This is a genomic window from Mycobacterium sp. 48b, from assembly GCF_048282725.1.
GTDB lineage: Bacteria > Actinomycetota > Actinomycetes > Mycobacteriales > Mycobacteriaceae > Mycobacterium.
This window is the reverse complement of the sequence record NZ_JBLVUL010000001.1, coordinates 739,898-765,878: the sequence shown is the minus strand read 5'-3', so window position 1 is coordinate 765,878 and position 25,981 is coordinate 739,898. Positions and strand designations below refer to the sequence as shown.

The 25,981-nt window shown below is 66.8% G+C and carries 24 protein-coding genes; 12 read left to right on the top strand and 12 right to left on the bottom strand.

Annotated elements, in window-relative coordinates:
• The first annotated feature begins 6 nt into the window (after positions 1–6).
• The 6 genes from ACNQR1_RS03610 (at position 7) to rraA (ending at position 3,984) form a co-directional block, all read left to right on the top strand.
• Positions 7–675 (top strand): YcnI family protein, encoded by a 669-nt coding sequence (locus ACNQR1_RS03610; RefSeq protein WP_418044091.1) that lies wholly within the window; start codon positions 7–9, stop codon positions 673–675.
• The gene (locus ACNQR1_RS03605; protein ID WP_418044089.1) at positions 672–1,178 is read left to right on the top strand and encodes a copper resistance CopC family protein; all 507 of its coding nucleotides are present in this window, start codon (positions 672–674) and stop codon (positions 1,176–1,178) included. Before ACNQR1_RS03610 ends, ACNQR1_RS03605 begins: the two co-directional genes overlap by 4 nt.
• Positions 1,154–2,008, top strand: coding sequence for a CopD family protein (locus ACNQR1_RS03600; RefSeq protein WP_418044087.1), 855 nt, complete (start codon positions 1,154–1,156; stop codon positions 2,006–2,008). Before ACNQR1_RS03605 ends, ACNQR1_RS03600 begins: the two co-directional genes overlap by 25 nt.
• 90 nt (positions 2,009–2,098) lie before the next feature.
• On the top strand, positions 2,099–2,671 hold the full coding sequence (locus ACNQR1_RS03595; protein WP_418044085.1) for a hypothetical protein: 573 nt from the start codon (positions 2,099–2,101) through the stop codon (positions 2,669–2,671).
• Between the two features lie 44 nt (positions 2,672–2,715).
• Positions 2,716–3,480 (top strand): MerR family transcriptional regulator, encoded by a 765-nt coding sequence (locus tag ACNQR1_RS03590; RefSeq protein ID WP_418044083.1) that lies wholly within the window; start codon positions 2,716–2,718, stop codon positions 3,478–3,480.
• A gap of 21 nt (positions 3,481–3,501) precedes the next feature.
• Positions 3,502–3,984 carry a ribonuclease E activity regulator RraA gene (gene rraA, locus ACNQR1_RS03585; RefSeq protein WP_418044081.1) on the top strand — a complete coding sequence of 161 codons (483 nt, stop codon included), beginning with the start codon at positions 3,502–3,504 and terminating at the stop codon, positions 3,982–3,984.
• A 64-nt stretch (positions 3,985–4,048) separates the two neighbouring features.
• Here rraA and ACNQR1_RS03580 read toward each other — a convergent pair whose 3' ends face one another.
• The gene (locus ACNQR1_RS03580; protein WP_418044079.1) at positions 4,049–5,518 is read right to left on the bottom strand and encodes a flavin-containing monooxygenase; all 1,470 of its coding nucleotides are present in this window, start codon (positions 5,516–5,518) and stop codon (positions 4,049–4,051) included.
• Between the two features lie 79 nt (positions 5,519–5,597).
• On the opposite strand from ACNQR1_RS03580, the gene ACNQR1_RS03575 reads away from it, so the two are divergent.
• Positions 5,598–6,239, top strand: a complete 642-nt coding sequence (locus tag ACNQR1_RS03575) for a TetR/AcrR family transcriptional regulator (RefSeq protein ID WP_418044077.1) — start codon at positions 5,598–5,600, stop codon at positions 6,237–6,239.
• A gap of 24 nt (positions 6,240–6,263) precedes the next feature.
• Entirely contained in the window at positions 6,264–7,499 is a 1,236-nt protein-coding gene (gene dinB, locus ACNQR1_RS03570) for a DNA polymerase IV (protein WP_418044076.1), read from the top strand.
• 11 nt (positions 7,500–7,510) lie between these two features.
• Here the strand turns inward: dinB and ACNQR1_RS03565 are convergent, their stop codons facing one another.
• Entirely contained in the window at positions 7,511–7,942 is a 432-nt protein-coding gene (locus ACNQR1_RS03565; RefSeq protein WP_418044074.1) for a hypothetical protein, read from the bottom strand.
• Between the two features lie 75 nt (positions 7,943–8,017).
• On the opposite strand from ACNQR1_RS03565, the gene ACNQR1_RS03560 reads away from it, so the two are divergent.
• A complete protein-coding gene (locus tag ACNQR1_RS03560) occupies positions 8,018–8,308 on the top strand; it encodes a YiaA/YiaB family inner membrane protein (protein WP_090429826.1) in 291 nt (96 codons plus the stop codon).
• 3 nt (positions 8,309–8,311) lie between these two features.
• Here ACNQR1_RS03560 and ACNQR1_RS03555 read toward each other — a convergent pair whose 3' ends face one another.
• Genes ACNQR1_RS03555 through ACNQR1_RS03545 form a run of 3 tightly spaced genes read right to left on the bottom strand, consistent with a single transcriptional unit; the run spans position 8,312 to position 11,110 of the window.
• Positions 8,312–9,316 (bottom strand): PHP domain-containing protein, encoded by a 1,005-nt coding sequence (locus tag ACNQR1_RS03555; RefSeq protein ID WP_418044072.1) that lies wholly within the window; start codon positions 9,314–9,316, stop codon positions 8,312–8,314.
• A gap of 9 nt (positions 9,317–9,325) precedes the next feature.
• Positions 9,326–9,703: a thiol-disulfide oxidoreductase DCC family protein gene (locus tag ACNQR1_RS03550; RefSeq protein ID WP_418044070.1), complete on the bottom strand. Its 378-nt coding sequence runs from the start codon at positions 9,701–9,703 to the stop codon at positions 9,326–9,328.
• A gap of 60 nt (positions 9,704–9,763) precedes the next feature.
• Positions 9,764–11,110, bottom strand: a complete 1,347-nt coding sequence (locus ACNQR1_RS03545) for an NAD-dependent succinate-semialdehyde dehydrogenase (protein ID WP_418044069.1) — start codon at positions 11,108–11,110, stop codon at positions 9,764–9,766.
• Positions 11,111–11,261: 151 nt separating this feature from the next.
• On the opposite strand from ACNQR1_RS03545, the gene ACNQR1_RS03540 reads away from it, so the two are divergent.
• A complete protein-coding gene (locus tag ACNQR1_RS03540; RefSeq protein WP_418044067.1) occupies positions 11,262–12,113 on the top strand; it encodes an LLM class F420-dependent oxidoreductase in 852 nt (283 codons plus the stop codon).
• 501 nt (positions 12,114–12,614) lie between these two features.
• Here ACNQR1_RS03540 and ACNQR1_RS03535 read toward each other — a convergent pair.
• The 6 genes from ACNQR1_RS03535 to ACNQR1_RS03510 all read right to left on the bottom strand — a co-directional run bounded on the left by ACNQR1_RS03535 (position 12,615) and on the right by ACNQR1_RS03510 (position 23,359).
• Positions 12,615–13,325, bottom strand: coding sequence for a hypothetical protein (locus tag ACNQR1_RS03535; RefSeq protein WP_418044065.1), 711 nt, complete (start codon positions 13,323–13,325; stop codon positions 12,615–12,617).
• A gap of 16 nt (positions 13,326–13,341) precedes the next feature.
• A complete protein-coding gene (locus ACNQR1_RS03530; protein WP_418050264.1) occupies positions 13,342–14,442 on the bottom strand; it encodes a Tox-REase-5 domain-containing protein in 1,101 nt (366 codons plus the stop codon).
• A 54-nt stretch (positions 14,443–14,496) separates the two neighbouring features.
• Positions 14,497–14,817, bottom strand: coding sequence for a type VII secretion target (locus tag ACNQR1_RS03525; RefSeq protein WP_418044063.1), 321 nt, complete (start codon positions 14,815–14,817; stop codon positions 14,497–14,499).
• A gap of 43 nt (positions 14,818–14,860) precedes the next feature.
• The gene (locus tag ACNQR1_RS03520; RefSeq protein ID WP_418044061.1) at positions 14,861–16,327 is read right to left on the bottom strand and encodes a glutamate synthase subunit beta; all 1,467 of its coding nucleotides are present in this window, start codon (positions 16,325–16,327) and stop codon (positions 14,861–14,863) included.
• The gene (gltB, locus tag ACNQR1_RS03515) at positions 16,320–20,900 is read right to left on the bottom strand and encodes a glutamate synthase large subunit (RefSeq protein ID WP_418044059.1); all 4,581 of its coding nucleotides are present in this window, start codon (positions 20,898–20,900) and stop codon (positions 16,320–16,322) included. Before gltB ends, ACNQR1_RS03520 begins: the two co-directional genes overlap by 8 nt.
• 401 nt (positions 20,901–21,301) lie before the next feature.
• Positions 21,302–23,359 (bottom strand): heavy metal translocating P-type ATPase, encoded by a 2,058-nt coding sequence (locus ACNQR1_RS03510; protein WP_418044057.1) that lies wholly within the window; start codon positions 23,357–23,359, stop codon positions 21,302–21,304.
• Between the two features lie 61 nt (positions 23,360–23,420).
• Between ACNQR1_RS03510 and ACNQR1_RS03505 the strand changes: the two genes are divergently transcribed.
• Both ACNQR1_RS03505 and aqpZ read left to right on the top strand, forming a co-directional pair.
• A complete protein-coding gene (locus ACNQR1_RS03505) occupies positions 23,421–24,221 on the top strand; it encodes a PaaI family thioesterase (protein ID WP_418044055.1) in 801 nt (266 codons plus the stop codon).
• Positions 24,222–24,334: 113 nt separating this feature from the next.
• Positions 24,335–25,108, top strand: a complete 774-nt coding sequence (gene aqpZ / locus ACNQR1_RS03500) for an aquaporin Z (protein ID WP_418044054.1) — start codon at positions 24,335–24,337, stop codon at positions 25,106–25,108.
• A gap of 1 nt (position 25,109) precedes the next feature.
• Here aqpZ and ACNQR1_RS03495 read toward each other — a convergent pair whose 3' ends face one another.
• Complete coding sequence (locus ACNQR1_RS03495; RefSeq protein WP_418044052.1) at positions 25,110–25,934, bottom strand: hydrolase; 825 nt, start codon at positions 25,932–25,934, stop codon at positions 25,110–25,112.
• Positions 25,935–25,981 lie beyond the last annotated feature (47 nt).

The window sequence follows — 25,981 nt, the reverse complement described above, 5'->3', positions numbered from 1 at the left end:
CGACACATGCCACCCCTCACCGGGGCGTCCTCGCGCGCCCTGCTCGCGACCGCGGCAGTAGCCGTCGCCGGCCTGCTGACCGCCGCACCGGCGTGGGCCCATGTCCACGTCGACGCCGACAATCCGACGCCGGGAACCACCTCGGTGCTCACCTTCCGTGTTCCCGGCGAGTCCGACACCGGTGCGCTGACAACACGATTGACGGTCGATCTGCCCGACGTCGCCTCGGCCCGCACCGAGGTCATGCCAGGTTGGACGGCCAAGCTCGACCGTGACACCGCAGCAGGCACGGTCCGGACGGTCACCTGGACCGCGGCACCCGGGGTGGGCATCTCACCCGAGCAGTTCGCGCTGTTCCGGGTGTCGGTCAAACTGCCCGATGCGCCGACGGCGAGCTTCCCCGTCACCCAGACCTACTCCGACGGCTCCGTCGTGCGATGGGACCAGCCCCCGCTGCCCGGCGGCGGTGAGCCTGAGCACCCCGCACCGCAACTGACCCTGACCGGAACCGCGCCCGCGCCGGATCAGACCGCGCCTGCGCCGGATCAGACCGCGCCTGCGGTCGCCCAGCCCGCGGGCACCGTCGACAACTCGGCCCGCTGGCTGGCGGGCGGGGCGTTGATCGTCGCTGCCGCCGCCGTGGTGGCAAGCCTCCTGACCCGGCGGCGCTCATGAACCGGCTGCTGGCTGCGACCCTCACCGGGCTGATCCTGGCCGGCTCCGCGCTGGTCGGAGCGCCTGCGGCTTCGGCGCACGCTGCCAGGGTCGCGGCAGACCCGGCCGAGCACTCGGCGCTCAGCACCTCACCGGCGCGGGTGAGCGCCACGTTCAACGAGGCACTGCAGCCGGCCTTCGCCAACATGACGGTCGTGGGCCCGGACAACAACCTGTGGTCCGAGGGAGACCCGAAGGTCGCAGGCGCGGTGCTCAGCGTCGCGGTCCGCCCACTCGGTCCGGCCGGTACGTACACGGTGAACTACCGGGTGACCTCCGCCGACGGGCACGTGGTCTCGGGTTCGTGGTCGTTCGACCTGACCGTCGCCGGTGCGGGCACGCCGGGGCCCGCCGCCTCGTCACCGGCGCAGTCCGACGGAGGCATCGTGGTGTGGCCGTTCGTGTTGATCGCCGTCGTCCTCATCGGCGGCGGAGCCTGGTGGGCGGTCCGGCGTCAGCGGTGACCGGCGCGCTGATCCGGGCGCTGGCTGACGGCGCCGCCATCGTCACCCTCGGCCTGGCCGCGGTGCCGCTGCTCGAATCCGACCGCTACCGAGCCGAATTGAGCCGGAGAGCGGCCGGACCGCTCGCCCTGGCCGCGGCGATCTGGCTGCCGGCCGAGATCGTGCGACTGACCGTGGAGGCGGCCCAGACCGCCGGAGTCGGGTTCTGGCGGATCGGCGTGCACACCCTGACCGACTTCGGCCAGTACACCGCTGCCGGACGTTCAGGGTTGGTCGGCATCGGGGCGGCCCTGATTGTCGGCGTGGTGGCGATCCTGGCCCCGCGGGGCGCCACCACCACGGTCGCGACCGTCGGTGTGGCGGCCGTCGGAATGGCCGCCAGGACTCTGACGGGCCATCTCTCAGAAAGCCCGATCGGCGGGATGGCCGTGGCGGTGCACGCACTCGCGGCAGCGGTGTGGTGCGGCGTGCTGGCCGCGCTGGTGCTGACCGTGACGCATCGCGGCCAGTGGGCCAGGGTGCTGCCCCGGTTCTCGCAGTTGTCGCTGTCCTGCGTGGGTGTGCTGCTGGTGGCCGGCGTCGCCGGGGCGGCGGTCAAGTTGAACTCACCCGCCGAGTTGTGGGGCACCGGCTACGGCCGGGTGCTGACGGCCAAAGTGGTGGTGACGGCGGTTCTACTGGCTCTGGCCTGGCGAAACCGGTCGCAGTGGCTGCCCGCGGCCCGGGCGCACCGCAGCAGCGCCGCGTTGTCGCAGGCCCGTTCGTTGGTGGAGTTGGGCATCATGGCTGTTGCGGTCACCCTCGCCGCGGCTCTGGCCGTCACGGGTTGACCTCCTCGGGGCCTGGCATGATGGGAAACACTGCCGGGCCCCACCCACCGCGCTGGCGCGGAACACCGGATACTGCAAAGGAGCAGCCAGATGGCAGAGCAGCAGGATCAACCCGCCGAGAAGCCCGAAACCGCATCCGCGTCGGCTGCGGCCGAGTCGGCTGCGACCGGCGCGGATCCTGCTCCGCCCACTCCGGCTCCGCCCACTCCTGCTCCGCCCACTCCGGCCCCTCCAACTCCGGCTCCGAAACCCGGTCCTCCGCCCGCCAAGAAGGCTGCGGCGAAGAAGGCTCCCGCCAAGAAGGCCGCCGCGAAGAAAGCCCCCGCCAAGGCCGCCAAGAAGGCTCCGGCGAAGAAGGCCCCGGCCAAGAAGGCTCAGCCTGCCCCGCCGGCGGCCCCGCCCCCCACCAAGGCCGCTCCGGCTCCCGCCAAGGCGGCCCCCGCTCCCGTCACCCCCGTGCCGGACGTCGCCAAGGCAGCCAAAGAGGCTGCGGCGCAAGCAAAGTCGACTGTCACCTCAGCCGCCAACCCGGTGTCTGGTCCGGTGCCGGTTCCGATGAGCGAGAGTTCGTCGTCCAAGGTGCCGCTCGCCGCGGCGGTGGCCGTGGGCGTCTTGGCCGTGCTCTTGGTGCTGCTCAGTCGCCGTCATTCCGACGAAAGCTGATCTGGACTTGACCCTGACGCGACGTCAGGGTCGATAGTGGCCTCATGCACGCAGATCCGCAGGTGAGATCCGTCGGCGCGGTGGCCGCGCTGACGGAGATCTCGGTGCGGACTTTGCATCACTACGACCACATCGGTCTCGTGGTGCCCAGCGTGCGTACCGCGGCGGGTTATCGCGGCTACACCGACGTCGACATCGAGCGGTTGCACCTGGTGCTGGTGTACCGATCGGCGGGGCTGGCGCTGGATGAGATCCGGTCCCTGCTCGACGATCCGGATGCCGACGTGCTCGCCCATCTGCAACGCCAGCACAGCGTCCTGTGCGATCAGGCCGAGCAGCTGCAGCAGTCCATCAAGGCAGTGGAGGAATTGATGAGCGCCCACAACAGAGGAATTCAGCTGACCGCCGAGGAGCAGGTGGAGATCTTCGGCAGCGCCGTTTTCGACGAGCACGCCGAGGAGGCCGAAGCGCGCTGGGCCGGTACCGAGGAATGGAAACAGTCCCGGCAGCGCACTGCGCAGATGACCAAACAGGACTGGATCGAGTTCAAGGCCGAGAACGACGCGCTGCTGGAAGCCCTCGCCGAGGGTAAGCGCGCCGGGGTTCGGCCCGGCTCGGCGCAGGCCGGCCAGCTGGCGGCCCGGCACCGCGCCAACATCTCGCGGTTCTACGACTGCAGCGACGACATGCACCTGTGCCTGGCGCAGATGTATCTGGCCGACGAGCGGTTCACCCGCTACTACGACGACACCGAACCGGGCCTGGCCCAGTTCGTGCACGACATCATCGTGCAAAGCATCGCCGGCTAGCCGTACTGCGATAATCGCCGGGTGAGTATCGAACCGCGCGCCACCGCTGATCTGGTCGACGAGATCTACCCCGACGTCCGCAGCTGCGATCTGCAGTTACAGAACTACGGCGGCAAGACCATGTTCGCCGGACCGATCACCACGGTGCGCTGCTTCCAGGACAACGCACTGCTCAAGTCGATCCTGTCCACCCCGGGCAACGGCGGGGTGCTGGTGGTCGACGGCGGTGGGTCGCTGCACACCGCGCTGGTCGGCGACATCATCGCCGGACTGGCCCATGACAACGGTTGGTCGGGCGTGGTCGTCAACGGACCCGTGCGGGATGCCGCGGCGCTGCGCACCATCGACGTCGGCATCAAGGCGCTGGGCACCAACCCACGCAAGGGCACCAAGACCGGCGAGGGTGAACGCGACGTGCCCGTGGAGTTCGGCGGGGTGACCTTCGTCCCGGGCGAGATCGCCTACTGCGACGAGGACGGCATCGTCGTGGTCGCCGCTTCGTAACACCAGACGCGAGAAAAGCCCCCCACCGTGCGGTGGGGGGCTTTTCTCGCTTTTCGACGGGTGACTAAACCGTCACTGCGGCACGGTGTTTGGTGAACATCAGCGCCTCCTCGTCGACCTTGCCGTACCGGATGGTCCGCATGTCGAAGAAGTAGTTCTGCTTGAGCTTCCACGGTGCTTCCGAACCCGACTTGGGCAGGGAGTCCATGGCCCGCCGGAAGTAGCCCGGGGTGAAGTCCATGAACGGCAGCTCGTCGACGCTGTCGCCGGGGTGCTGCGGCTCGACCCGGTCGAAGCCGTTGGCGTCCATGTAGTTCAGGACGCGGCAGATGAACTCGGACACCAGGTCGGCCTTCAGCGTCCAGGACGCGTTGGTGTACCCGAACGTGATGGCCATGTTCGGCACACCCGAGAGCATGAGGCCCTTGTAGGTCATCGACCTGGTCAGGTCGATCGGCTCGCCGTTGCGGTGGGCCACCGCGCCGCCGAACAGCTGCATGTTCAGACCGGTGGCGGTGACGATGATGTCGGCCTGCAGCTCCTCACCGGAGGTGAGCCTGATGCCGGTTTCGGTGAAGGTGTCGATGGTGTCGGTGACGACGCCGGCCTTGCCGGAGCGGATGGCCTTGAACAGATCCCCGTTGGGGGCCAGGCAGACTCGCTCGTCCCACGGGGCGTAGCTCGGGCTGAAGTGCTTGTCGTAGTCGAAGCCCTCGGGCAGGCGGCGGGTTCCCATCTTGCGCAGGAACTGCTTGAAGACCGACGGGAAGCGGCGCGCGACCTGGTACTGGCCGGTGCTGTAGCCGATCTGCTTCCACCGGTTGACGAAGTGCGCCAGGTTCTTGGGCAGGTACTTGTTGGTCTTCACGGCCACCGGGTCGACCAGCGGCAGGGATCCGATGTAGGTCGGTGAACGCTGCAGCATCGTGACGTGTCCGACGCCGCCGCTGACCAGCGACGGGATCAGCGTGATGGCGGTGGCGCCGGATCCGATCACCACGACGTTCTTGCCCGTGTAGTCCAGGTCCTCGGGCCAGTGCTGCGGGTGGATGATCTGGCCCTTGAAGTTCTCGGACCCCGGGAACTCCGGCGAGTAGCCCTCGTCGTAGTTGTAGTAGCCACTGCACACCGACAGGAACGACGCGGTGATCTGCTTGGCTTCGCCGTCGTGCTCGACGTCGACGGTCCAGCGGTTGTCGGCGTCCGACCAGTCCACCGAGAGCACGCGGTGGCCGGTGCGGATGTGGTTGCGGATCCCGTTCTCGTCGGCAGCCTCGTTGATGTAGTTCCAGATCGACTCGCCGTCGGCGATGGATTTGGCGGACTCCCACGGCTTGAACCGGAATCCGAGGGTGAACATGTCGGAGTCGGAACGGATACCCGGGTATTTGAACAGGTCCCAGGTGCCGCCGATGTTCTCCCGGCGCTCGAGGATCACGTAGCTCTTGGTCGGGCAACGGTCCTGCAGGTGCCAGGCCGTGCTGATGCCGGAGATGCCGGCACCGACGATCACAACATCGAAATGTTCGGTCATGGGACCGACGGTATCAACACCATGTTGAGTCGGTCAACAGTGTGTTGAGAAACTCAACGCGGTGTTAGGCTGCTTGATTGTGACCAGCTCCAGCACGACGCGCGCCCCCCGCGGCCGCCGTGCCACCCGCCCGTCGGGCGACGACCGCGAGGCGGCGATTCTCGCGACCGCCAGGCGGCTGCTGGAGACCAAGAAGTTCGCCGACATATCGGTCGATGACCTGGCCAAAGGCGCCGGGATCTCGCGGCCGACGTTCTACTTTTACTTCCCGTCGAAGGAAGCCGTCGTGTTGTCGCTGCTCGATCCACTGATCAAGCGCGCGGACACCGGTTTCGACAGCGCACTGGAGGCCATGCCGGCCGACCCCAAGCGGGCGATCCGCCGCGGCATCGAGATCTTCTTCAGCTCGTTTGGGTCGGATCCGGCCACGGCCCGCGCCGGCACCGAGGCATTCAACAGCAGCCCGGAGTTCCGCGCGCTCTGGTCCGGGCTCATGCAGAAATGGATCGCCCTGACCGCCGCCCTGATCACCGCCGAACGCCAACGCGGCGGCGCCCCGGAAACCATCCCGGCCATGGACCTCGCGACGTCACTCAACCTGATGAACGAGCGGACCATGATGGCGGCCCTGAGCGCCGAACAACCCGCCGTCGACTACGACAAGGTGGTCGACACCCTCGCCCACATCTGGCTGACCAGCATCTACGGCGAGGCCCTCTGACGCGTCCGCCGGCTATGCGAACATATGTTCGTGTCCGATGCTGCGCGATCCCCATTGCCTGCTCCGCAGGCGGCGGCCATCATGCACGCTGACCTCGACTCGTTCTACGCATCGGTCGAGCAGCGCGACGATCCGGCCCTGCGCGGCCGCCCGGTGATCGTCGGCGGCGGGGTGGTGCTGGCCGCCAGTTACGAGGCCAAGGCATTCGGGGTACGTACGGCGATGGGCGGGCGCCAGGCGCGGGCGTTGTGCCCGCAGGCCGTGGTGGTGCCGCCGCGCATGTCGGCGTATTCGGAGGCCAGCCGGCACGTCTTCGAGGTGTTTCACGACACGACGCCGGTCGTCGAGCCGTTGTCAGTGGACGAGGCGTTTCTCGACGTCTCCGGGTTGGCCCGGGTATCGGGAACCCCGGTGGAGATCGCCCGGCGGCTGCGCGAGCAGGTCAGCGAGCAGGTGGGCCTGCCCATCACCGTCGGCATCGCGCGCACCAAGTTCCTGGCCAAGGTGGCCAGTCAGGTGGCCAAACCGGACGGCCTGCTGCTCGTCCCGCCCGACCGCGAGCTGGCGTTCCTGCATCCGCTGCCCGTGCGCCGGCTGTGGGGTGTCGGCGCCAAGACCGCCGAGAAATTGCACGCTCACGGCGTCGAGACCGTCGCCCAGGTGGCCGAGTTGCCCGAGTCGGCGTTGGCCACCATGGTCGGCAGTGCGATGGCTCGGCAGCTGTATGCGTTGTCGCGCAACATCGATCGACGCCGGGTGACGACGGGCGTCCGGCGCAGTTCGGTCGGGGCCCAACGCGCACTCGGGCGGCGCGGCAACACGATGTCGGCCGCGGAGGTGGACGTCGTGGTGGTCAACCTCGTCGACCGCATCACCCGCCGCATGCGCGGGGCCGGACGTACTGGGCGAACCGTCGTATTGCGTTTGCGCTTCGACGATTTCGGCCGCGCCACACGGTCGCACACCCTGGCCCGGGCCACCGCCTCGACCGATGCGATCCTGGCCGCCGCCCGGGTGCTGGTGACAGCGGCCGCGCCGGTGATCGCCGAACGCGGGCTGACCCTGATCGGGTTCGCGGTGTCCAACATCGATCCCGAGGGCAGCCAGCAGTTGGAGTTGCCTTTCGAATCACAACCCGATCCGGTGGCCATCGACGGCGCCATCGACGAGGTACGCCAGCGGTTCGGCAATGCGATGTTGACCCGCGGAGTGCTGGTCGGCCGCGATCCCGGATTGGAGATGCCGACGCTGCCGTACTGACGGGCCGCCTTCTAGAACAGTTGCGCGGCAACGAATCCGGCGAGCAGCACGGCAAACCCGCCGATCTCACCGACGATGAGTGCGATCATCCCGGCGTGCAGTCCCGCGCTGGGATGCTCGAACTGGTTGGCGGTGTCCTGTCTGGCGCCGTGCTCGATGTAGCTGAGGATGGCGACGACGAAGAACAGCACCAGCACCATGGCCGCGGTGAGGTTCACCCAGGTGGGCCAGGCACTGAGTTCCACGAACACCGCCACCAGGAGTGTGGCGAAGGAGTACAGCAGGGCGGCCCGGTGGGCGATGTCGACGTACGGGTGGGCCAGGTGGTTCTCACTGGTCGCCATCTGCCGGTACTTCCACACCCCGAGCACCAATGCCAGTAGAAAGATCAGGCCGGCTGCCAGCAGGGTGATGACGGTGTCGATGCCGAGATCCGCGTGCATCGCGTGAGCTTAGACCGAGGCGATTTGAGTAGTCTCACGCATCCGGCGAATCGTGTCCTACGCCAGGCTCGGGGCATGATCGCACTCAACGACAGTTCGAGAGTCACCGCCGCGTTCGCGCTGCAGGCCACCATCGCCTTCGGGGTGAGTTTCCTCGGTGTGCTCGGCGGGATCTTCTTCCTGCCAATCGACTCCTGGCAGCGGATGTTCCTGGCGATGTCGGTCCTGTTCCTGGTGACCAGCGCGTTCACCCTGGCCAAGGTGATCCGCGATCAGCAGGAGGCGGCGACCGTCCGGGTCCGTCTCGACGAGGCCCGAATGGAAAGGCTTCTGGCCGAGCATGATCCGTTCACGTCGGGGACGTGAAACTCAGCCTGCGGTCCACTCGAGCAGCTGCTCGGCCGGCCAGGTGTTGACGATCCGGTCGATCGGCACCTCTGCCTCCAGGGCCCGCTGGGCCCCGTAGCCGAGAAACTCGAGCTGACCGGGCGCATGGGAATCGGTGTCGATGCTGAACAGGCAGCCGATCTCCAACGCCAGGTTCAGCAGCCGGGTGGGTGGGTCACGCCGTTCCGGCCGGGAATTGATCTCGACGGCGGTGCCATGGTCGAGGCACGCCGTGAAAACCTTCTCGGCGTCGAACTTCGACTCCGGGCGCACGCCGCGCCCACCGGTGACCAGGCGTCCGGTGCAGTGCCCGAGCACGTCGGTGTGTGGGTTCGACACTGCTTTGACCATGCGCCGGGTCATGGCCGCCGAGTCCATGGCCAGCTTGGAGTGAACGCTGGCCACCACCACGTCGAGGCGCTCCAGCAGTTCGGGTTCCTGGTCCAGCGACCCGTCTTCGAGGATGTCGACCTCGATCCCGGTGAGGATGCGCATCGGGGCCACCAGCTCGCGGAGTTCCTCGATGACGTCGAGCTGCTCGCGCAACCGCTCCGGGGACAGCCCGTTGGCCACCCGCAGGCGCGGTGAGTGGTCGGTCAGCGCACAGTACTCGTGGCCCAGGTCGCGCGCGGCCAGCATCATCTCCTCGATCGGGGCCGATCCGTCCGACCAGTTGGAGTGCACGTGCAGGTCGCCTCGCAGCGCGGCACGCACCTCACCACCGCCGAGATCCTTTGCTGCCGAACGTAATTCGACGAGGGTGTCGGGCTCGTGGCCGGACCAGGCCTGGGCGATGACCTTCGCGGTCTTGGGCCCCACACCCGGCAGTGACTGCCAGCTGTTCGACGCGCCCAGCCGCTCGCGCTGTTCGTCGGTCAGCGCCTCGACGATGTCGGCGGCGTTGCGATAGGCCATCACCCGTCGCGGGTCCTCCCGCGCCCGGTCCTTGTAGTACGCGATCTGACGCAGTGCGGTCACCGGATCCATCGGCACTGCTCAGCAGTCGCCCGGCCGCGCCGCGCAGTGCGGCGTGGTGCCCGGGAACCGGTACCGGTGGCTCGCCACCCAGCGGTAGGCGGCGTTCTGCACCTGACGCACACCCGGAATCCGGTACACCCCCAACGGAATCCGGCTACCCATCCCGGCCGAGAGCGCGGCGTTGATCGCCTCGGCGCCGCGGTAGACGTCCCCCGAAGAGTCCTTCCACCACGCCGCTTCGAGCATCTCGTCGTTCGAGACGCCGAGGATCTCCGGCGTACCGGGACGCTGGAACGGCTCGATGTGCAGATCTCCGGTCCGTTGCCGCCGCATCAGGGAGTTGACGCTGCGCGTGCACATGCCGCAGTTGCCGTCGAAGTACAGGACGCCGCTCATGTCTTCAGTGTGCCCGCATTTGCGACGCCGCAACCACCCGACCTACTGCCCGCTCACACGTCAGCTGACCGTACGGATCAGCTTCTTGTTGACGAACTCGTCCATGCCGAACTTGCCGAGTTCACGCCCGAATCCGGACCGTTTGATGCCACCGAACGGCAACTCGGCCCCTTCGGCGCCGACGGCGTTGACGAACACCATGCCCGCATCGATGCGGTCGGCCACCCGGGCCGCCTGATCGGCATCGGTGGTGAAGACGTAGGAACCCAGACCGAACGGGGTGTCGTTGGCGATCTCGACGGCCTCGTCCTCCGAGCCGGCCTTGTACACGACCGCCACCGGACCGAACAGCTCCTGCCGGTAGGCGTCGTTGTCCACCGTGACACCGGTCAGCACGGCCGGCGGGTAGAAGGCGCCGCGGCGCTCCCCCGCCGAGGTCAGCTTCGCGCCCTGATCGACGGCGGCCTTGACCTGCTGCTCAAGCCGCTCGGCGGCCAATTCCGAAGACAGCGGCGCGATTCCGTCGGCGGCGGCGAGCAGCTTCTCGGTGAACTTGGTCAGGAAGTCGTCGTAGAGGTTCTCGGCGACGATGAACCGCTTCGCGGCGTTGCAGGCCTGCCCGGTGTTCTCCATCCGGCCCTCGACGGCGGCCTGTACGGTCGCATCGAGGTCGTCGGTGGACAGCACGATGAACGGATCGGAGCCACCGAGTTCCAGCACGCACTTCTTGAGATTGCGGCCGGCGATCTCGGCCACCGCGGCGCCCGCCCGCTCGGAACCGGTCAGCGACACCGCAGCCACCCGCGGGTCGGCGATGATGTCGGCGACCTGGTCGTTGGTGGCACGGATGTCGACGTAGGCGCCCTGCGGTAGCCCGGCCTCCAGGAAGATCAGCTGCAGCAGCTCGGCGGATTCGGGGCACTGCGGCGCATGCTTGAGCAGAATTGTGTTGCCCACGATCAGGTTCGGGCCGGCGAACCGGGCCACCTGGTAGTAGGGATAGTTCCACGGCATGATGCCGAGCAGCACGCCGACCGGGCCGCGCTTGACCACCGCGCTGCCCTCGCCGTCGAGCAGGGTGATCTCCTCGTCGGCGAGGAACTTCTCCGCGTTGTCCGCGTAGTACTGATAGATGGCGGCGCTGAAGTCGACCTCACCGAGGGCCTGGTCGCGCGGCTTGCCCATCTCACGCACGATCACGTCGGCGAGCTGCTCGCGGCGCTGCTCGTGCAGGGCGGCAACCTTACCGATGAGCGCGGCCCGCTCGGCCACCGTGGTGGTGCGGGCCCAGCTGCGGCCCGTCTTGGCAGCGGCCTCGATCGCAGCCTGGATCTCGGCGTCGGTCGAGGTCGGGTAGGTGGCGACCACCTCGGCGGTCGCCGGATCGGTGACTGCGTACTCGCTCATGTTCACTCCAGGATGAGTCAGATCGGGGGATTTCGTATATTTCCCTGCCCGAGACTACCGATTGCGACGCCAAAATGGCACCGAAGATACGGAATCAGCACAGCCGAGCTCACCAGGAATGAATCGTCGGACAGGTCTGGTTTTTCCTGGAGTGCGCTTCGCCTTCAAAACATCCCCGCAGAACACGACCTGGGCCGACATGCTTGCCATCTGGAAAGCTGCCGACACGATCGACGTCTTCGAGTCCGGCTGGACGTTCGACCACTTCTATCCGATCTTCTCCGACTCGTCCGGCCCGTGCCTCGAGGGCTGGACGACGCTGACCGCGCTGGCGCAGGCCACTGAGCGGTTACGCGTCGGCGTGCTCGTCACCGGCATCCACTACCGCCATCCCGCCGTGCTGGCGAACATGGCCTCCGCACTCGACATCGTCTCCAACGGCCGCCTGGAACTCGGCATCGGCGCCGGCTGGAACGAGGAAGAATCCGGCGCCTACGGCATCGAACTGGGTTCGATCAAGGAACGCTTCGACCGGTTCGAGGAGGCCTGCCAGGTGCTCAAAGGCCTGCTGACGCAGGACACGACGACGTTCGACGGCAAGTTCTACCAGCTCAAGGACGCCCGCAACGAGCCCAAGGGCCCGCAGCAGCCGCACCCGCCGTTCTGTATCGGCGGAAGTGGCGAGAAGCGCACCCTGCGCATCACCGCGCAGTACGCCGATCACTGGAACTTCGTCGGCGGTCCGCCCGAGGAATTCGCCCGCAAGCGCGATGTGCTGGCCGCGCACTGCGCAGACATCGGCCGCGATCCCAAGGAGATCACCCTGTCGGCGCACGTGCGCCTCGGCGAGGACCGCGACTACAAGAAGGTGGTCGACGAGGCCGCCGCACTCGGCGCCGAGGGGCTGGATCTGGCCATCATCTACCTGCCGCCGCCCTACGACCCGGCCGTACTGGAGCCGCTGGCCGAAGCGATCAGGGATTCGGGTCAGCTGGCCCGCTGACACATATAGCTACGCCCTCGGATCGGCGCTGTCGCGCCGGTTCGAGGGCGTTGTGGACTGTGACGGATACCCGTCAAACACCGAACCGAATTAGCTCGTCTGCCGTGGCCAGGCGCTCGTTCTTGGCCGGAAACTCACGACTCTTCATCGGATGACGGAACAATGACCAGGCAATACGACCCATCCGTGACCGACTGATCGGGTTCATGTACACGGTGATCACTCCTGCGAATTTCTCGTTGCTATACCCGTAGTTCCACGTTACCGCAGCACTCTCACTACGTCATTAGATACCCGATATCCGGCAAACAGCATCAGACTCGCCGCACAATGATCTGATGTTTCCAATGAGACTATTGGGGCAAATGTGGCGTCGAAAAGCGCCCCAGAGGAGACCTGCATCACTTTTCACCCCTGGTCAGCGCCACCCAGCCATGTGATGCAGGTCATATCAGTTAATTAAGAAAACTCTCAAAGTCGGCACATCGCAACCTGAACTCGTCAGGCGGAGTATCCGAGCGCGCGACGGATCGCCAACGCCTGATCGAGGGACGGATCTTCGGGCGTCCCCGACAACGTCAGGTACCGACCACCGTCACCCGCCTCGATGTGCACTTCGGCCGGCACGGCTGACATGTCCAGCGGGACGTCGTCGCGGATGTACGTCATCCAACCGACTCGTACCTGCTGGGGCTTCTTATGCCGTTGCGCCTTGTGAAAGGCGTATGTACACACTGACACGTACTCCGGCTCCCACGCGGCAACCAGCGCAGTGAGGTGACCCCGCACAACCGCGCTTTCGTCGGCAGGATTCCCCGCGGCTGGGTCGAGCTCCAGAAACACGTGGTTGCGTAGCGCACGCGGCCCGGAAAAGCCGCACCGCACCTTGTACGAAAATAGCGGGCCTCCGGCCGCGACCACCGGCTCGTCCAGCCTCTCCCGCACGAATTCAAGGTAAACCCCGGGCGCAGTCCGAGGTCCCTCGTTGATTCGCTCGGTCACCGAACTGACTGCATCGACGATCGCATCGAGGTCATCGGCGGGCACTGGCTGTAGCTGCAGCACATCTTCGGCATTCCAGAGTTTCAATGACCAAGGCGAATACACACCCGGCTCGTGCGGAAGCAATTGCCACGAGCGCTGCATGCGTTCGGCCGACTCTCGCAATGACTCCGAGCGGTCACCCCATGAACCTATGAAATCCAACGTCATTTCCACCATCCTCGAATCATGCAGGCGGCACGTGTTCGACATTGATCACGTCGCCATAACCGCCATCGGCAACCATTTTCTCAAGCGCTTCCGCGACTCGAGGTTCGGCAACCCGCCACTCCACTTCTTTGCCTGCCTGTCGTGCAGCGTCAGCTTGGCGGCTGAGTTGGTCCTCCAGCTTGTCTACAGCCTTGAGATCTTTGAAATTGCCGTCCTTGCCGACCATCCAGTCATAACCCTCGCCCTTGGCTTCGATCAGCAGGCCGTCGCCATCGTTGGCTTCCTTGTCCCAGCCATCGAACTTGACGGGGTTCTCCCCCTCCCGCGGCACCTCGTATTCGGTGCCCGCTGGGGCGCCGGACACTTGTTCTTCGTACGCCTTCGCCCTTTCTGACATGCCATTGCGGTTCGCCTCTATCCATTCGCCCGGGCCACCGTCGGACTTCACATCCGAGGGCATTATGTCGATGAGGTCGCCCAGATCGACAGCCGGAAAGTGCTCCGCGGTGAAGGCCAAGATCGCCGCGAACGTGACGATTCCCGCGGCCAGCGCCGCCAGCAGTGCCAAGTCAGCGGCCACAAGGACGGGGACAAAAGTCTTCATGTCACCCGAGCCATAGCTCATTGCGGTGGCCTGACGAAGGTTGCCGGCCAAAGCGGCGTCCTGGCTACCGAATTGGGCGAGCAGCGTTTTCATCTGGAGTGAGTTGCGCGCCGCCAGCTGCCGAATCTGCATGGCGGCGACAGGACTCTTTCGTGCCATCTGATCCAGCGGGCCGCCGGCTCGCACGCTGACCGTGCCATCGTTGGACACGTCCCAGCCCTGTTGCTTCAGCTGCGTGACGTTGTCGACGATCGTCTGACGCGTCGCACCAAGCTGACTTCCGCCGGACTGCAACGCCTCCTGCGTTCGTGTCAACGTGTCGTGCAACTTCTTCTGACGGACCGTCGTCTCGTCCGCGGAACGCACCGCAGCGTCTGCGGATGAACCTTCCCAGGCGTTTCGCAGCTTGCTCACGACGCCACGATGCGAATCTATTTGGGCACCCACAGCCGCAGCCGCCCGCCCCACGTTGGCAGCCTCCGCGACAAGCTGCTCGGGTCGGGATGCTTCCACGACGCTGATCGTGACCGCCGTGCCGCCGCTGGTCGGTGTTGCAGGCACGTGCGCTCAGACGCCCTCGTAGCGGACCGGTCCGGCGAACTTGCCCAAGGCCTCGGCAGCCGCGCTGTCGGTCTTCTCGTACTCGGTGGCCGCACTGCTCAACTTCGTCGCATACTGCGACATTTCGGTGCTCAACAGGTCTCTGGCCGTCTCGAGCACCATCTCGCACTGACTGCACGCGGCAGCGGACTGGAGACCCGCCAGGGCTGCGGCACTCGTCGCCAGCGGTTGTCCCACTGTCAATGCCGCCAACTCCGAAGAGAGTGTCTCCTCCTGCTGCGCCGACGTCGTCAGCACCGGCGGATTCACTTTGAGTGTCGGCGGCACTCAGCAATTCTAATCGGCCTGCGATGGAGGCCGATTCACCAATCTAGCGCTGCGGCGCGGCAGTGGGCTTGATGACCGCCGGCAGGGCGGTGTTGCCCATCAGGTAGCGATCGACGCCCGCGGCAGCGGCCCGGCCTTCGGCAATGGCCCACACGATCAGCGACTGTCCACGGCCCATGTCGCCGGCGACGAACACGCCCGGCACGGTGGTCTGGAAGTTGTTGTCGCGGGAGACGTTTCCGCGGTCGGTCAGCTCGACACCGAGCTTGGTCAGCAGACCTTCCTTCTCCGGTCCAACGAAGCCCATCGCGAGCAGCACCAGGTCGGCCTTGAGCTCGAAGTCGGTCCCTTCGACCTTCTCGAACTTGCCGGCGTTCATCTTGACCTCGTGGGCACGCAGGCCGGTCACGCGACCGTCGGTGCCGGTGAATTCCTCGGTGTTGACCGAGAACACGCGGTCGCCACCCTCTTCGTGGGCCGAGGACACCCGGAACATCAGCGGGTAGGTCGGCCACGGGGTCGAGTCCGCACGGGTCTCCGGCGGGCGCGGCATGATCTCGAACTGGTGGATGCTGGCCGCGCCCTGCCGGTGCGAGGTGCCCAGGCAGTCCGCGCCGGTGTCGCCACCGCCGATGATGATGACGTGCTTGTCCTTGGCGGTGATCGGCGGCTGGCCGGTCTCGTCGAGGACGTCATCGCCGAGCTGAACCCGGTTGGCCCAGGGCAGGAACTCCATGGCCTGGTGGATGCCGTCGAGCTCGCGGCCCGGGATCGGCAGATCGCGCCAGGCGGTGGCACCGCCGGCCAGGACGACCGCGTCGTAGTTCAGCCGCAGCTGGGCCACCGTGATGTCGACACCGACGTTGACGCCCGGACGGAACTGGGTGCCTTCGGCCGCCATCTGCTCCAGGCGCCGGTCGATGTGGCGCTTCTCCATCTTGAACTCGGGGATGCCGTAGCGCAGCAGACCGCCGATGCGGTCGGCACGCTCGAACACCGTCACGGTGTGTCCGGCCCGGGTGAGCTGCTGGGCGGCGGCCAGTCCGGCCGGCCCCGACCCGACGACGGCGACCTTCTTGCCGGTCTGCACGTCGGGCATCTTCGGGACGACCCAGCCCTGGTCGAAGGCGTTGTCGATGATCTCGACCTCGACCTGCTTGATGGTCACCGGATCCTGGTTGATGCCAAGGACGCAGGAGGCCTCACACGGGGCGGGGCACAGCCGTCCGGTGAACTCCGGGAAGTTGTTGGTGGCGTGCAGCCGCTCGATCGCGTCGCGCCACCGGTCCTTGTAGACCAGGTCGTTCCACTCGGGGATCAGGTTCCCCAGCGGGCAACCGTTGTGGCAGAACGGGATACCGCAGTCCATGCATCGCGATGCCTGGTCGGCCAGCTTGTCGTGGGAGAAGTCCTCGTAGACCTCTTTCCAGTCCTTCAGGCGCAGCGGAACCGGCCTGCGGGTCGGAAGCTCCTTGGAGGTGTGCTTGAGGAAACCGCGCGGATCAGCCATTGGCGGCCGCCATGATCGCCTCGTTCACGTTCTCGCCGGCCTTTTCGGCCTCGGCGATCGCGGCCAGCACGCGTTTGTAATCGCGCGGCATGACCTTCACAAAATGCTTCAACTCGTTAACCCAATCAGACAGGACCCGTTGTCCCACAGCCGAATCGGTTGCGTCGACATGGGCGGTGAGAATGCCCTGAAGCCATTCGACATCAGAATCTTCGAGGCCTTCCAGCTCCACCATCTCGGTGTTCAGGTTCTCCCCCAGCACACCGGCCGGGTCGTAGACGTAGGCGACACCGCCGGACATGCCCGCCGCGAAGTTGCGGCCGGTGGGCCCGAGGATGACGACCTTGCCGCCGGTCATGTACTCGCAGCCGTGGTCACCCACACCCTCGACGACCGCGTGGGCGCCGGAGTTACGGACCGCGAACCGCTCGCCGACCTGACCGCGCAGGAACGCCTCGCCGCTGGTGGCGCCGAAGAGCACCACGTTGCCGGCGATGATGTTGTCCTCGGCGGTGAAGTCAGCCGGTGCCTCGTCGGCCGGGCGCACCACGATCCGGCCACCGGACAGGCCCTTGCCGACGTAGTCGTTGGCGTCGCCGTAGACCCGCAGCGTGATGCCCTTGGGCACGAATGCGCCGAAGCTGTTGCCGGCCGACCCGTCGAAGGTGATGTCGATCGTGCCGTCGGGAAGTCCTTGCCCACCATAGGCCTTGGTGACCTCGTGGCCGAGCATGGTGCCCACCGTGCGGTTGACGTTCGTGATCTTTGTCGAGAACCGGACGGGCGAGCCGGAGTCAAGGGCCTCGCGGCTCTGGGTGATCAGCTGCTGATCCAGTGCCTTGTCGAGGCCGTGGTCCTGACGCGAGCTGCAGTACAGGTCCTGGTTCATGAACGCCGACTCGGGCTCGTACAGCACCGGCGTCAGGTCCAGCTTGTGGGCCTTCCAGTGCTCGGCGGCCTGGGTGGTGTCGAGTGCGCCGACCTGTCCGACCATCTCGTTGATGGTTCTGAAGCCCAACTGCGCCATGAGTTCACGAACTTCTTCGGCGATGAACATGAAGAAGTTCTCGACGAACTCGGGCTTGCCGTTGAAGCGCTCACGCAGCACCGGGTTCTGGGTGGCCACACCCACCGGGCAGGTGTCGAGGTGGCAGACCCGCATCATGATGCAGCCCGAAACCACCAGGGGCGCAGTGGCGAAGCCGAATTCCTCGGCGCCCAGCAGCGCGGCGACGACCACGTCGCGGCCGGTCTTGAGCTGACCGTCGACCTGGACCACGATGCGGTCCCGCAGGCCGTTGAGCAGCAGGGTCTGCTGCGTCTCGGCCAGGCCCAGCTCCCAAGGCGCACCGGCGTGCTTCATCGAGGTGAGCGGGGTGGCACCGGTTCCGCCGTCGTGGCCGGAGATCAGGACGACGTCGGCGTGTGCCTTGGAGACACCCGCGGCGACGGTTCCGACACCGTTTTCCGACACCAGCTTCACGTGAACGCGCGCACCGGGGTTGGCGTTCTTGAGGTCGTGGATCAGCTGAGCCAGATCCTCGATCGAGTAGATGTCGTGGTGCGGCGGCGGCGAGATCAGGCCGACACCCGGGGTCGAGTGCCGCACCTCGGCCACCCACGGGTACACCTTGTGCCCCGGAAGCTGGCCGCCCTCACCAGGTTTCGCACCCTGGGCCATCTTGATCTGGATGTCGGAGCAGTTGGTCAGGTAGTGGCTGGTGACACCGAACCGGCCGGACGCCACCTGCTTGATGGCGCTGCGGCGCCAGTCGCCGTTCTCCTCCGGCTCGAAGCGGTGCACGCTCTCGCCGCCCTCACCCGAGTTCGACCGTCCACCAAGGCGGTTCATCGCGATGGCCAGGGTCTCGTGGGCCTCGGCGGAGATCGAGCCGTAGCTCATGGCGCCGGTGGAGAAGCGCTTGACGATCTCGGAGGCCGGCTCGACCTCGTCGATCGAGATCGGCTTCCGCACATCATCTTTGAACTTCAGCAGGCCGCGCAGCGAGGCCATCCGCTCGCTCTGGTCGTCGACCAGCGCGGTGTACTCCTTGAAGATCGAGTACTGACCCGTGCGGGTGGAGTGCTGGAGCTTGAACACCGTGTCCGGGTTGAACAGGTGGTACTCGCCCTCGCGGCGCCACTGGTACTCACCGCCGACCTCGAGCTCGCGGTGGGCGCGCTCGTCGGGGCGGTCCAGGTAGGCCAGCGAGTGGCGGGTGGCCACGTCGGCGGCGATGTCATCGAGGTCGATGCCGCCCACCGGGCAGCTCAGCCCGGTGAAGTACTGGTCGAGCACTTCCTGGGAGATGCCGATCGCCTGGAACAGCTGCGCACCGGTGTAGGAGGCCAGGGTGGAGATGCCCATCTTGGACATCACCTTGAGCACGCCCTTGCCCGCGGCCTTGACGTAGTTGGCCTTGGCCTTGTCGCTGTTGATCCCGGAGATCACCCCGCGGTCGACCATGTCCTCGATCGACTCGAAGGCCATGTACGGGTTGACCGCCGCGGCACCGAAGCCGCACAGCATCGCCATGTGGTGCACCTCGCGGGCGTCACCGGCCTCGACCACCAGGCCGACCTTGGTGCGGGTGCGCTCGCGGACCAGGTGGTGGTGCACGGCCGCCACCGACAGCAGCGACGGGATCGGCGCCATGGTCTCGTTGGACTCGCGGTCGGACAGCACGATGATGCGTGCGCCCTCACGGATGGCCTCGGACACCTTGGCGCGGACGTTGTCCAGCGCCTCTTTGAGGCCCTGGCCGCCCCGGTTGACGGGGTACAGGCAGCGGATCACCGCGGCACGCATGCCGTGCTTGTGGCCGCGGACCTCGTGGTCGGGGTCGACACAGATCAGCTTGGACAGATCGGCGTTGCGCAGGATCGGCTGCGGGAGCACGATCTGCCGGCACGATTCGGGGCCCGGGTTGAGCAGGTCGCCCTCGGGTCCGATCACGCCCTGCAGGCTGGTGACCACCTCTTCGCGGATGGCGTCCAGCGGCGGGTTGGTGACCTGGGCGAACAGCTGCTGGAAGTAGTCGAACAGCATCCGGGGCCGGGCGGAGAGGATGGCGACCGGGGTGTCGGTGCCCATCGAGCCCAGCGCCTCGGCACCGGTCCGCGCCATCGGCGCCACCAGCAGGTTGAGCTCCTCGTAGGTGTAACCGAAGATCTGCTGACGCAGGACCACGCGGTGGTGCGGCATCCGGACGTAGTCGCCCGGCGGCAGCTCGTCGAGCGGGAACAGGCCCGCCTCGATCCATTCCTGGTAGGGCTGCTCACTGGCCAGCTGAGCCTTGATCTCCTCGTCGGAGACGATGCGGCCCTGCTCGGTGTCCACCAGGAACATGCGGCCGGGCTGCAGACGCAGCTTCTTGACGACGGTGGACGGGTCGAGCGGCAGCACGCCGGCTTCGGACGCCATCACGACGAGGCCGTCTTCGGTGACCCAGATGCGGGACGGGCGCAGGCCGTTGCGGTCCAGCACGGCGCCGATGACGGTGCCGTCGGTGAAGCACACCGAGGCCGGTCCGTCCCAGGGCTCCATGAGCGAGTCGTGGAACTCATAAAAAGCCCTGCGGGCGGGATCCATCGACTCGTGGCGTTCCCACGCCTCGGGGATCATCATCAGCACGGCGTGCGGCAAGCTGCGGCCGCCGAGGTGCAGCAGCTCGAGCACCTCGTCGAAGCGGGCGGTGTCCGATGCGCCGGGGGTACAGACCGGGACGATCTTGTCCAGGCCGTCGGTGCCGAACACGTCGGTGCGGATCAGTGCCTCGCGGGCGCGCATCCAGTTCTCGTTGCCGGTGACGGTGTTGATCTCGCCGTTGTGGGCGATCCGCCGGAACGGGTGGGCCAGCGGCCACGACGGGAACGTGTTGGTGGAGAAGCGGGAGTGCACGATGCCCAGCGCGCTGGTCATCCGCTCGTCCTGCAGGTCCAGGTAGAACGCCTTGAGCTGCGGGGTGGTCAGCATGCCCTTGTAGACGAAGGTCTGACCGGACAGGCTCGGGAAGTACACCGTCTCGCGACCGGGGCCGTCCTGGCCCGGGCCCTTGGTGCCCAGCTCGTGCTCGGCCCGCTTGCGGACCACGTAGGCCTTGCGCTCCAGGTCCATACCGGAGGCGCCGCCGATGAACAGCTGCCGGAAGCTCGGCATGGCATCGCGGGCCAGTGCACCGAGCGAGGAGTCGTCGGTGGGCACCTCACGCCAGCCCAGCACCTGCAGGCCCTCGGCCTCGACGATCTTCTCGACGGCTTCCGCGGCCACCGCGGCGTCGCGTGACGACTGCGGCAGGAAGGCCATGCCGGTGGCGTAGCTACCGGCCTCGGGAAGCTGGAAGTCGACCACCTCGCGCAGGAACGAATCCGGGACCTGCAGCAGGATGCCTGCGCCGTCGCCGGTGTTCGGCTCCGCGCCCTGAGCACCGCGGTGCTCCAGGTTCACCAGTGCCGTGATGGCCTTGTCCACGATGTCCCGGCTGCGGCGACCATGAATGTCTGCCACCATTGCCACACCGCACGCATCATGTTCGTATGCGGGGTTGTACAGCCCGACCTTGCTGGGCGCCATTCCCACCTTGCCCTTCAACACGCTTCTACGAAGAAGCCGGCTCGGCGTGGGTGGCCTCCGTGCAGCACTGGACGACGGCTATGTCCCACACGCCATAAGTGGAGAAAACGATAAGGCAACTACCATGGCAGATGCCAACTTAGCCAAGCCTAACGATACCTACTTGGCGGCTTTCGCCCGCGCGCGCCGACCTACCCTCCGGCCCGCGAATCACATTGCAACCCTTGCGATTTCATGCACTCCCAACATAGGGAACATCACCCCCCATCTGGGTCAACCACCGCCCGACTCGTCAATTTCGTTTGCTGAACCGATTCATTCTACTCGTTATAGTGCTGTTATATGAATATTTGATCTTTGCAGGAAAGCTTAGTCAGATTCTTAGATTTGGGCAGGCAAGGTCACGAGACCCGGGCGAGGCTGCGTGCACCGGCCTCGGGTCGCAGGTCGAGGCGACGTAGCGACTGCGCGTTGAGTGCCACGACAACCGTCGACGCTGACATCAATATCGCTCCGATGGACATCGGCATTACAAAACCCAGCGGAGCGGCTACGCCGGCCGCCAACGGCACCGAGATCAAGTTGTAACCCGCTGCCCACCAAAGGTTCTGCTTCATCTTGCGGTAGGACTGCCGGGACAGCTCGATCACCGAGAGCACCGATCGTGGATCGGAACTCGCCAGGATGACGCCCGCCGAGGCGATGGCGACGTCGGTACCCGCTCCGATGGCGATGCCCACGTCTGCGGCGGCCAGCGCGGGCGCATCGTTGACGCCGTCGCCGACCATGGCAACCGTGAGACCTTCGTGCTGGAGTTCGGCGACCTTGGCGGCCTTGTCTTCAGGCCGCACACCTGCGAATACGCGGTCGATACCGAGCTCTGAGGCCACCGCCGAGGCCACCGGGGCGGCGTCGCCGGTGATCATCACCACTTCGACGCCCTGAGCGTGCAGCGCGTCGACGGCCTGGCGGGATTCCGGCCGGATCTCGTCGGCCAGAGCCAACGCGCCGGCCAGGCTCCCGTCGACCAGGATGTGCAGCACGGTGGCACCGTCCCACCGGGCGGTGTCCGGCAGCGGGGCCTGCGCGGCCTGTTCGAGTAGCGCGGGCCCGCCGACCTGGACCCGCTGCCCACCGACCAGCGCGCTGACCCCGACCGCGGGTGAGGAGCTGAAGTCGCTCGCCGGCGGGATGTCGAGGCCGCGATGCTGTGCCGCGGCGACGATGGCGCGGGCCAGCGGGTGTTCGGAATCCGCCTCGGCGGCCGCGGCCAGCGCCAGCACCTCGTTCTCCGTGCGGTCCGTGGCCACCACCGCGGTGACGGCCGGCTCCCCCCTGGTGAGGGTCCCGGTCTTGTCGAACAGCACCGCGCCGACGGTGCGCATCGTTTCCAGTGCCAGACGATCCTTGATCAGCACCCCACCCCGTGCGGCCCGCTCGGTCGCGATGGACACCACCAGCGGAATGGCCAGCCCCAGCGCATGCGGGCACGCGATGACCAGCACCGTGATGGTCCGGACCACGGCCTGGTCGGGTTCACCGAGCAGGGTCCACGCCAGCGCCGTCAGCACCGCCGATCCCAATGCGAACCAGAACAGCCAGCCCGCGGCCCGGTCGGCCAGACGCTGCGCCCGGGACGAGGAGTTCATCGCCTCGCCGACCAACCGCTGGATGCCTGCGAGCGCGGTGTCGTCACCGACGGCCGTCACCCGGATCCGCAGACCGGAGTCGGTGGCGACGGTGCCCGCGACGACGTCGTCGCCCATTCCCCGGCGCACGGTCCGCGACTCTCCGGTGACCATCGACTCGTCCATGTCGGCCGCACCGTCGACGATGCGGCCGTCCACGGGCACGCTGCCGCCCGGCCGGACGATCACCAGGTCACCGACACGTAGCTCCGACGGGGCCACGGTCACCACCTGCTCGGCATCGCCGTCGTTCTCGACGCGTTCGGCCTCGTCGGGCAGCAGCGCGGCCAGCGAGTCGAGTGCGGAGGTGGTCTGGGCCAGCGAGCGCATCTCGATCCAGTGGCCCAGCAGCATGATCACGATCAGCAGCGCGAGCTCCCACCAGAAGTCCAACTGGTGATGCAGCACGCCGAGGCTCGCCCCCCACGACGAGATGAACGCGACCGTGATCGCCAATCCGATCAGCAGCATCATTCCCGGTGCGCGCGAACGTATCTCGCTGACCGCGCCGGTCAGGAACGGCCGGCCGCCCCATACGTACATGACGGTGCCGAGCACCGGCGAGATCCAGCGCGCCCCGGGGAAGTCCGGGAGGTCGTAACCGAGGAGCATCGCGAACATCGGTGAGAGTGCGACCGTCGGCACGGCCAGTGCCGCCATGACCCAGAACAGCCTTCGGAACTGGGCGACGTGGTCGCCGTGGCCGCCGTGCCCCGCATGACCGGTGTGCTCGTGTTCGTGCTCGTGCATCTCGTGTTCGGTCGTGGTCATGTCGCCACTGTATACCCCTAGGGGGTATCTAGCCACCGTGATGGGCGTAACTGTTGACGCGATGCACTATCCGCTGAACACCCCGTTGGGCCGCATGGGCGTACAAACCCTTGAGGAGGGCCCGGACCGCTGCGTGGCGTCCATACCCGTGGGCGGTCTCCTCAATCCGCTGACGCACGTCCCGACCGTCGCCCCGCTGGCCATGCTGGTCGACCACGTCGGCGGCCTGGCCAACCACTATCGCCGCGGTGAGGACGAGTGGACGGTGTCCAGCGAGCTCGCCGTCGAGCTGACCCCGCACGTGCTGGAACTCGTTACGACGGCGCCGGAGGTGCCCGTGGTGGCGACCGCACAGCCGTTCGGCCCGAAGGGCACCGGTTCGTTGAGCCTGTGCGAGCTGACCCACGGGGACCAGCTGGTGGGGACGGCGACGGTTCGGTCCTTCCACATCCACACTCCCGGGCACGTCGTCGCATGGCCGTCCGACTCGACCGAGGGAACACCCCCTGCCGCCCTGGAAGACCGGATGGCGGTCGAGGTCGCCGAGGCCGGCAGCCATGCTGCGGTGTTACGGCAGCTGTCGGATCCCGTCATCAACAACAGCATCGGCATCGTGCACGGCGGAGTGTCCGCCGCGGCGCTCGAACTCGTCGGCTCCGCGGCCCTCGGTATCGACGGCGGCGAGCCCTGGCGCACGGCTTCGCTGCGGGTCAACTACCTGCGACAGTTCCGGGGCGGTAACGAATCCCGTTATGAAGCGAGGGCATTACGCGCCGGACGAAGCTCCGGAGTGGCCGATGCGCAGGCCATCGGCGACGACGGCAAGGTGGCCCTGGTGGCCAGGCTGACCGCATACCGCTGATTGCGGTGCCGCAACGTAAATTTCATTGTCGAATCGATTTCGCAACAACGATCCTGCCATTGCACACTGGCGTGAAACGCTCCGGATGAACCACATCTACGGAGGAGTTCGCCATGAGTACGCCAACCATGTCGCATCGATTGGCAGCCGAGTTCATCGGGACGTTCTGGCTGGTCCTGGGCGGTTGCGGTAGCGCGGTGTTCGCCGCGAAGTTTCTCTCCGACGGCTTCTCCGTAGGGATCGGTTTCCTCGGGGTCGCCCTCGCGTTCGGCCTGACTGTGCTGACCGGCGTGTACGCCTTCGGCACCATCTCGGGCGGGCACTTCAATCCGGCGGTCACGCTGGGCGCCGCACTGGCCCGCCGTGTCGAGTGGGCAGCCGTTGTGCCGTACTGGATTTCACAGATCGTCGGCGGTCTGGTCGCCGGCCTGGTGATCTACGTGATCGCCCGCGGCAAGGACGGGTGGTCCGCCACCGGGAACATGGCCGCCAACGGTTACGGCGAGCACTCACCCGGCGGGTATTCGCTGGCTGCGGTGCTTCTCGCCGAGGTGATCCTCACCGCGGTGTTCCTGCTGGTCATCCTCGGCTCCACCGACGACCGCGCGCCGAAGGGCTTCGCCGGTCTGTCGATCGGGCTCACGCTGACGCTGATCCACCTGATCTCGATCCCGATCTCCAACACCTCGGTCAACCCGGCACGTTCGACCGCGGTGGCGTTCTTCAACGGGAATGGTGCGCCGGCGCAGCTCTGGGCGTTCTGGCTGGCCCCGTTGGTCGGCGCGGCCATCGCAGGCCTGGCCTATTCGTTCCTGTTCGGGGTCGCCGACGAACTGGCCGACCGCCCGGTGCGCGAGGACGCCCTGGACCAGCAGCGCGACCGGTAGATCAGGTCAGGTGATCGAATTCACCGCTGACCCAACGGATATGGGTCTCGGCTGACCGGCGCACCACATCCTTGGCGGCGCTGTCTATCTCATCGCCGCCAAGGGTGTAGAGCCGGTCGTAGTCGTATTCATCGAGCCGGTCCACGATCCGGCGCACCACCGCGGCCGACAGCGGGACGTGCTTGGGGAAGTTCCGTTGGAACGACACCCAGTTCCGGGCCAACCCACCGGAGATGGTGTCTCCCACCAGCAGCGTGCCGTCGGCCGTCAGCGCCACCGAACTGCCCCGCATATGACCGCCGACGTGTACCAGCCGTAGTCCGGGCAGTGGTTGACACTGCCCGGACCACAGCTCGATCAGCGGATCCTGACCCGGGAGCCACTCCGCATCGAGCGAGTTCACATAGACCGGCACTCCACCGAATGCCCTGCTCCAGCTGAGTTGCGCACCGAACATGTGGGGATGGCTGGCGGCGACAGCAGCGACACCTCCGAGACCGTGCACGAGGCCGACGATCTCGTCGTCGAGGTAGCCCGGCGAGTCCCACAACAGGTTTCCGTTCGCGGTCTGCACCAGGAATGACCGGTGCCCGATGGCGAACCTGGGGGCCCTGCGCAGGCTGTGCACTCCGCGGCCGTGGTCGACGTGCTCGGTGTGGTGCGACTGGGCCGCGAGGTCATCGAGCGTGGTCCAGATCCCGTGCGGCGGCAGGTCGCCACGTTCCTCGATCGACACCGTCTCGGAGGTGAGCACGCAACTGCTCGCCGGTTCGGTATCGGAATCCGGGTGTTCCACACCGCATCCCGTGCAAATCCAGGTAGGCATGTCACCGAGCCTGGCACCTCAACAGTGGTTCAGGTCAAGCGCTGGAG

Excerpts from the sequence above, each read along its gene's own strand:
- ACNQR1_RS03560 (WP_090429826.1), top strand. The coding sequence starts at position 8,018 with ATGATCGCACTCAACGACAGTTCGAGAGTCACCGCCGCGTTCGCGCTG.
- aqpZ (WP_418044054.1), top strand. The coding sequence starts at position 24,335 with ATGAGTACGCCAACCATGTCGCATCGATTGGCAGCCGAGTTCATCGGG.
- ACNQR1_RS03495 (WP_418044052.1), bottom strand. The coding sequence starts at position 25,934 with ATGCCTACCTGGATTTGCACGGGATGCGGTGTGGAACACCCGGATTCC.
- gltB (WP_418044059.1), bottom strand. The coding sequence starts at position 20,900 with ATGGCGCCCAGCAAGGTCGGGCTGTACAACCCCGCATACGAACATGAT.
- ACNQR1_RS03520 (WP_418044061.1), bottom strand. The coding sequence starts at position 16,327 with ATGGCTGATCCGCGCGGTTTCCTCAAGCACACCTCCAAGGAGCTTCCG.
- ACNQR1_RS03605 (WP_418044089.1), top strand. The coding sequence starts at position 672 with ATGAACCGGCTGCTGGCTGCGACCCTCACCGGGCTGATCCTGGCCGGC.
- ACNQR1_RS03535 (WP_418044065.1), bottom strand. The coding sequence starts at position 13,325 with ATGACGTTGGATTTCATAGGTTCATGGGGTGACCGCTCGGAGTCATTG.
- ACNQR1_RS03590 (WP_418044083.1), top strand. The coding sequence starts at position 2,716 with ATGCACGCAGATCCGCAGGTGAGATCCGTCGGCGCGGTGGCCGCGCTG.
- ACNQR1_RS03510 (WP_418044057.1), bottom strand. The coding sequence starts at position 23,359 with ATGACCACGACCGAACACGAGATGCACGAGCACGAACACGAGCACACC.
- ACNQR1_RS03565 (WP_418044074.1), bottom strand. The coding sequence starts at position 7,942 with ATGCACGCGGATCTCGGCATCGACACCGTCATCACCCTGCTGGCAGCC.
- ACNQR1_RS03595 (WP_418044085.1), top strand. The coding sequence starts at position 2,099 with ATGGCAGAGCAGCAGGATCAACCCGCCGAGAAGCCCGAAACCGCATCC.
- ACNQR1_RS03580 (WP_418044079.1), bottom strand. The coding sequence starts at position 5,518 with ATGACCGAACATTTCGATGTTGTGATCGTCGGTGCCGGCATCTCCGGC.
- ACNQR1_RS03545 (WP_418044069.1), bottom strand. The coding sequence starts at position 11,110 with ATGAGCGAGTACGCAGTCACCGATCCGGCGACCGCCGAGGTGGTCGCC.
- ACNQR1_RS03505 (WP_418044055.1), top strand. The coding sequence starts at position 23,421 with ATGCACTATCCGCTGAACACCCCGTTGGGCCGCATGGGCGTACAAACC.
- ACNQR1_RS03555 (WP_418044072.1), bottom strand. The coding sequence starts at position 9,316 with ATGGATCCGGTGACCGCACTGCGTCAGATCGCGTACTACAAGGACCGG.
- dinB (WP_418044076.1), top strand. The coding sequence starts at position 6,264 with ATGTTCGTGTCCGATGCTGCGCGATCCCCATTGCCTGCTCCGCAGGCG.
- ACNQR1_RS03550 (WP_418044070.1), bottom strand. The coding sequence starts at position 9,703 with ATGAGCGGCGTCCTGTACTTCGACGGCAACTGCGGCATGTGCACGCGC.
- ACNQR1_RS03610 (WP_418044091.1), top strand. The coding sequence starts at position 7 with ATGCCACCCCTCACCGGGGCGTCCTCGCGCGCCCTGCTCGCGACCGCG.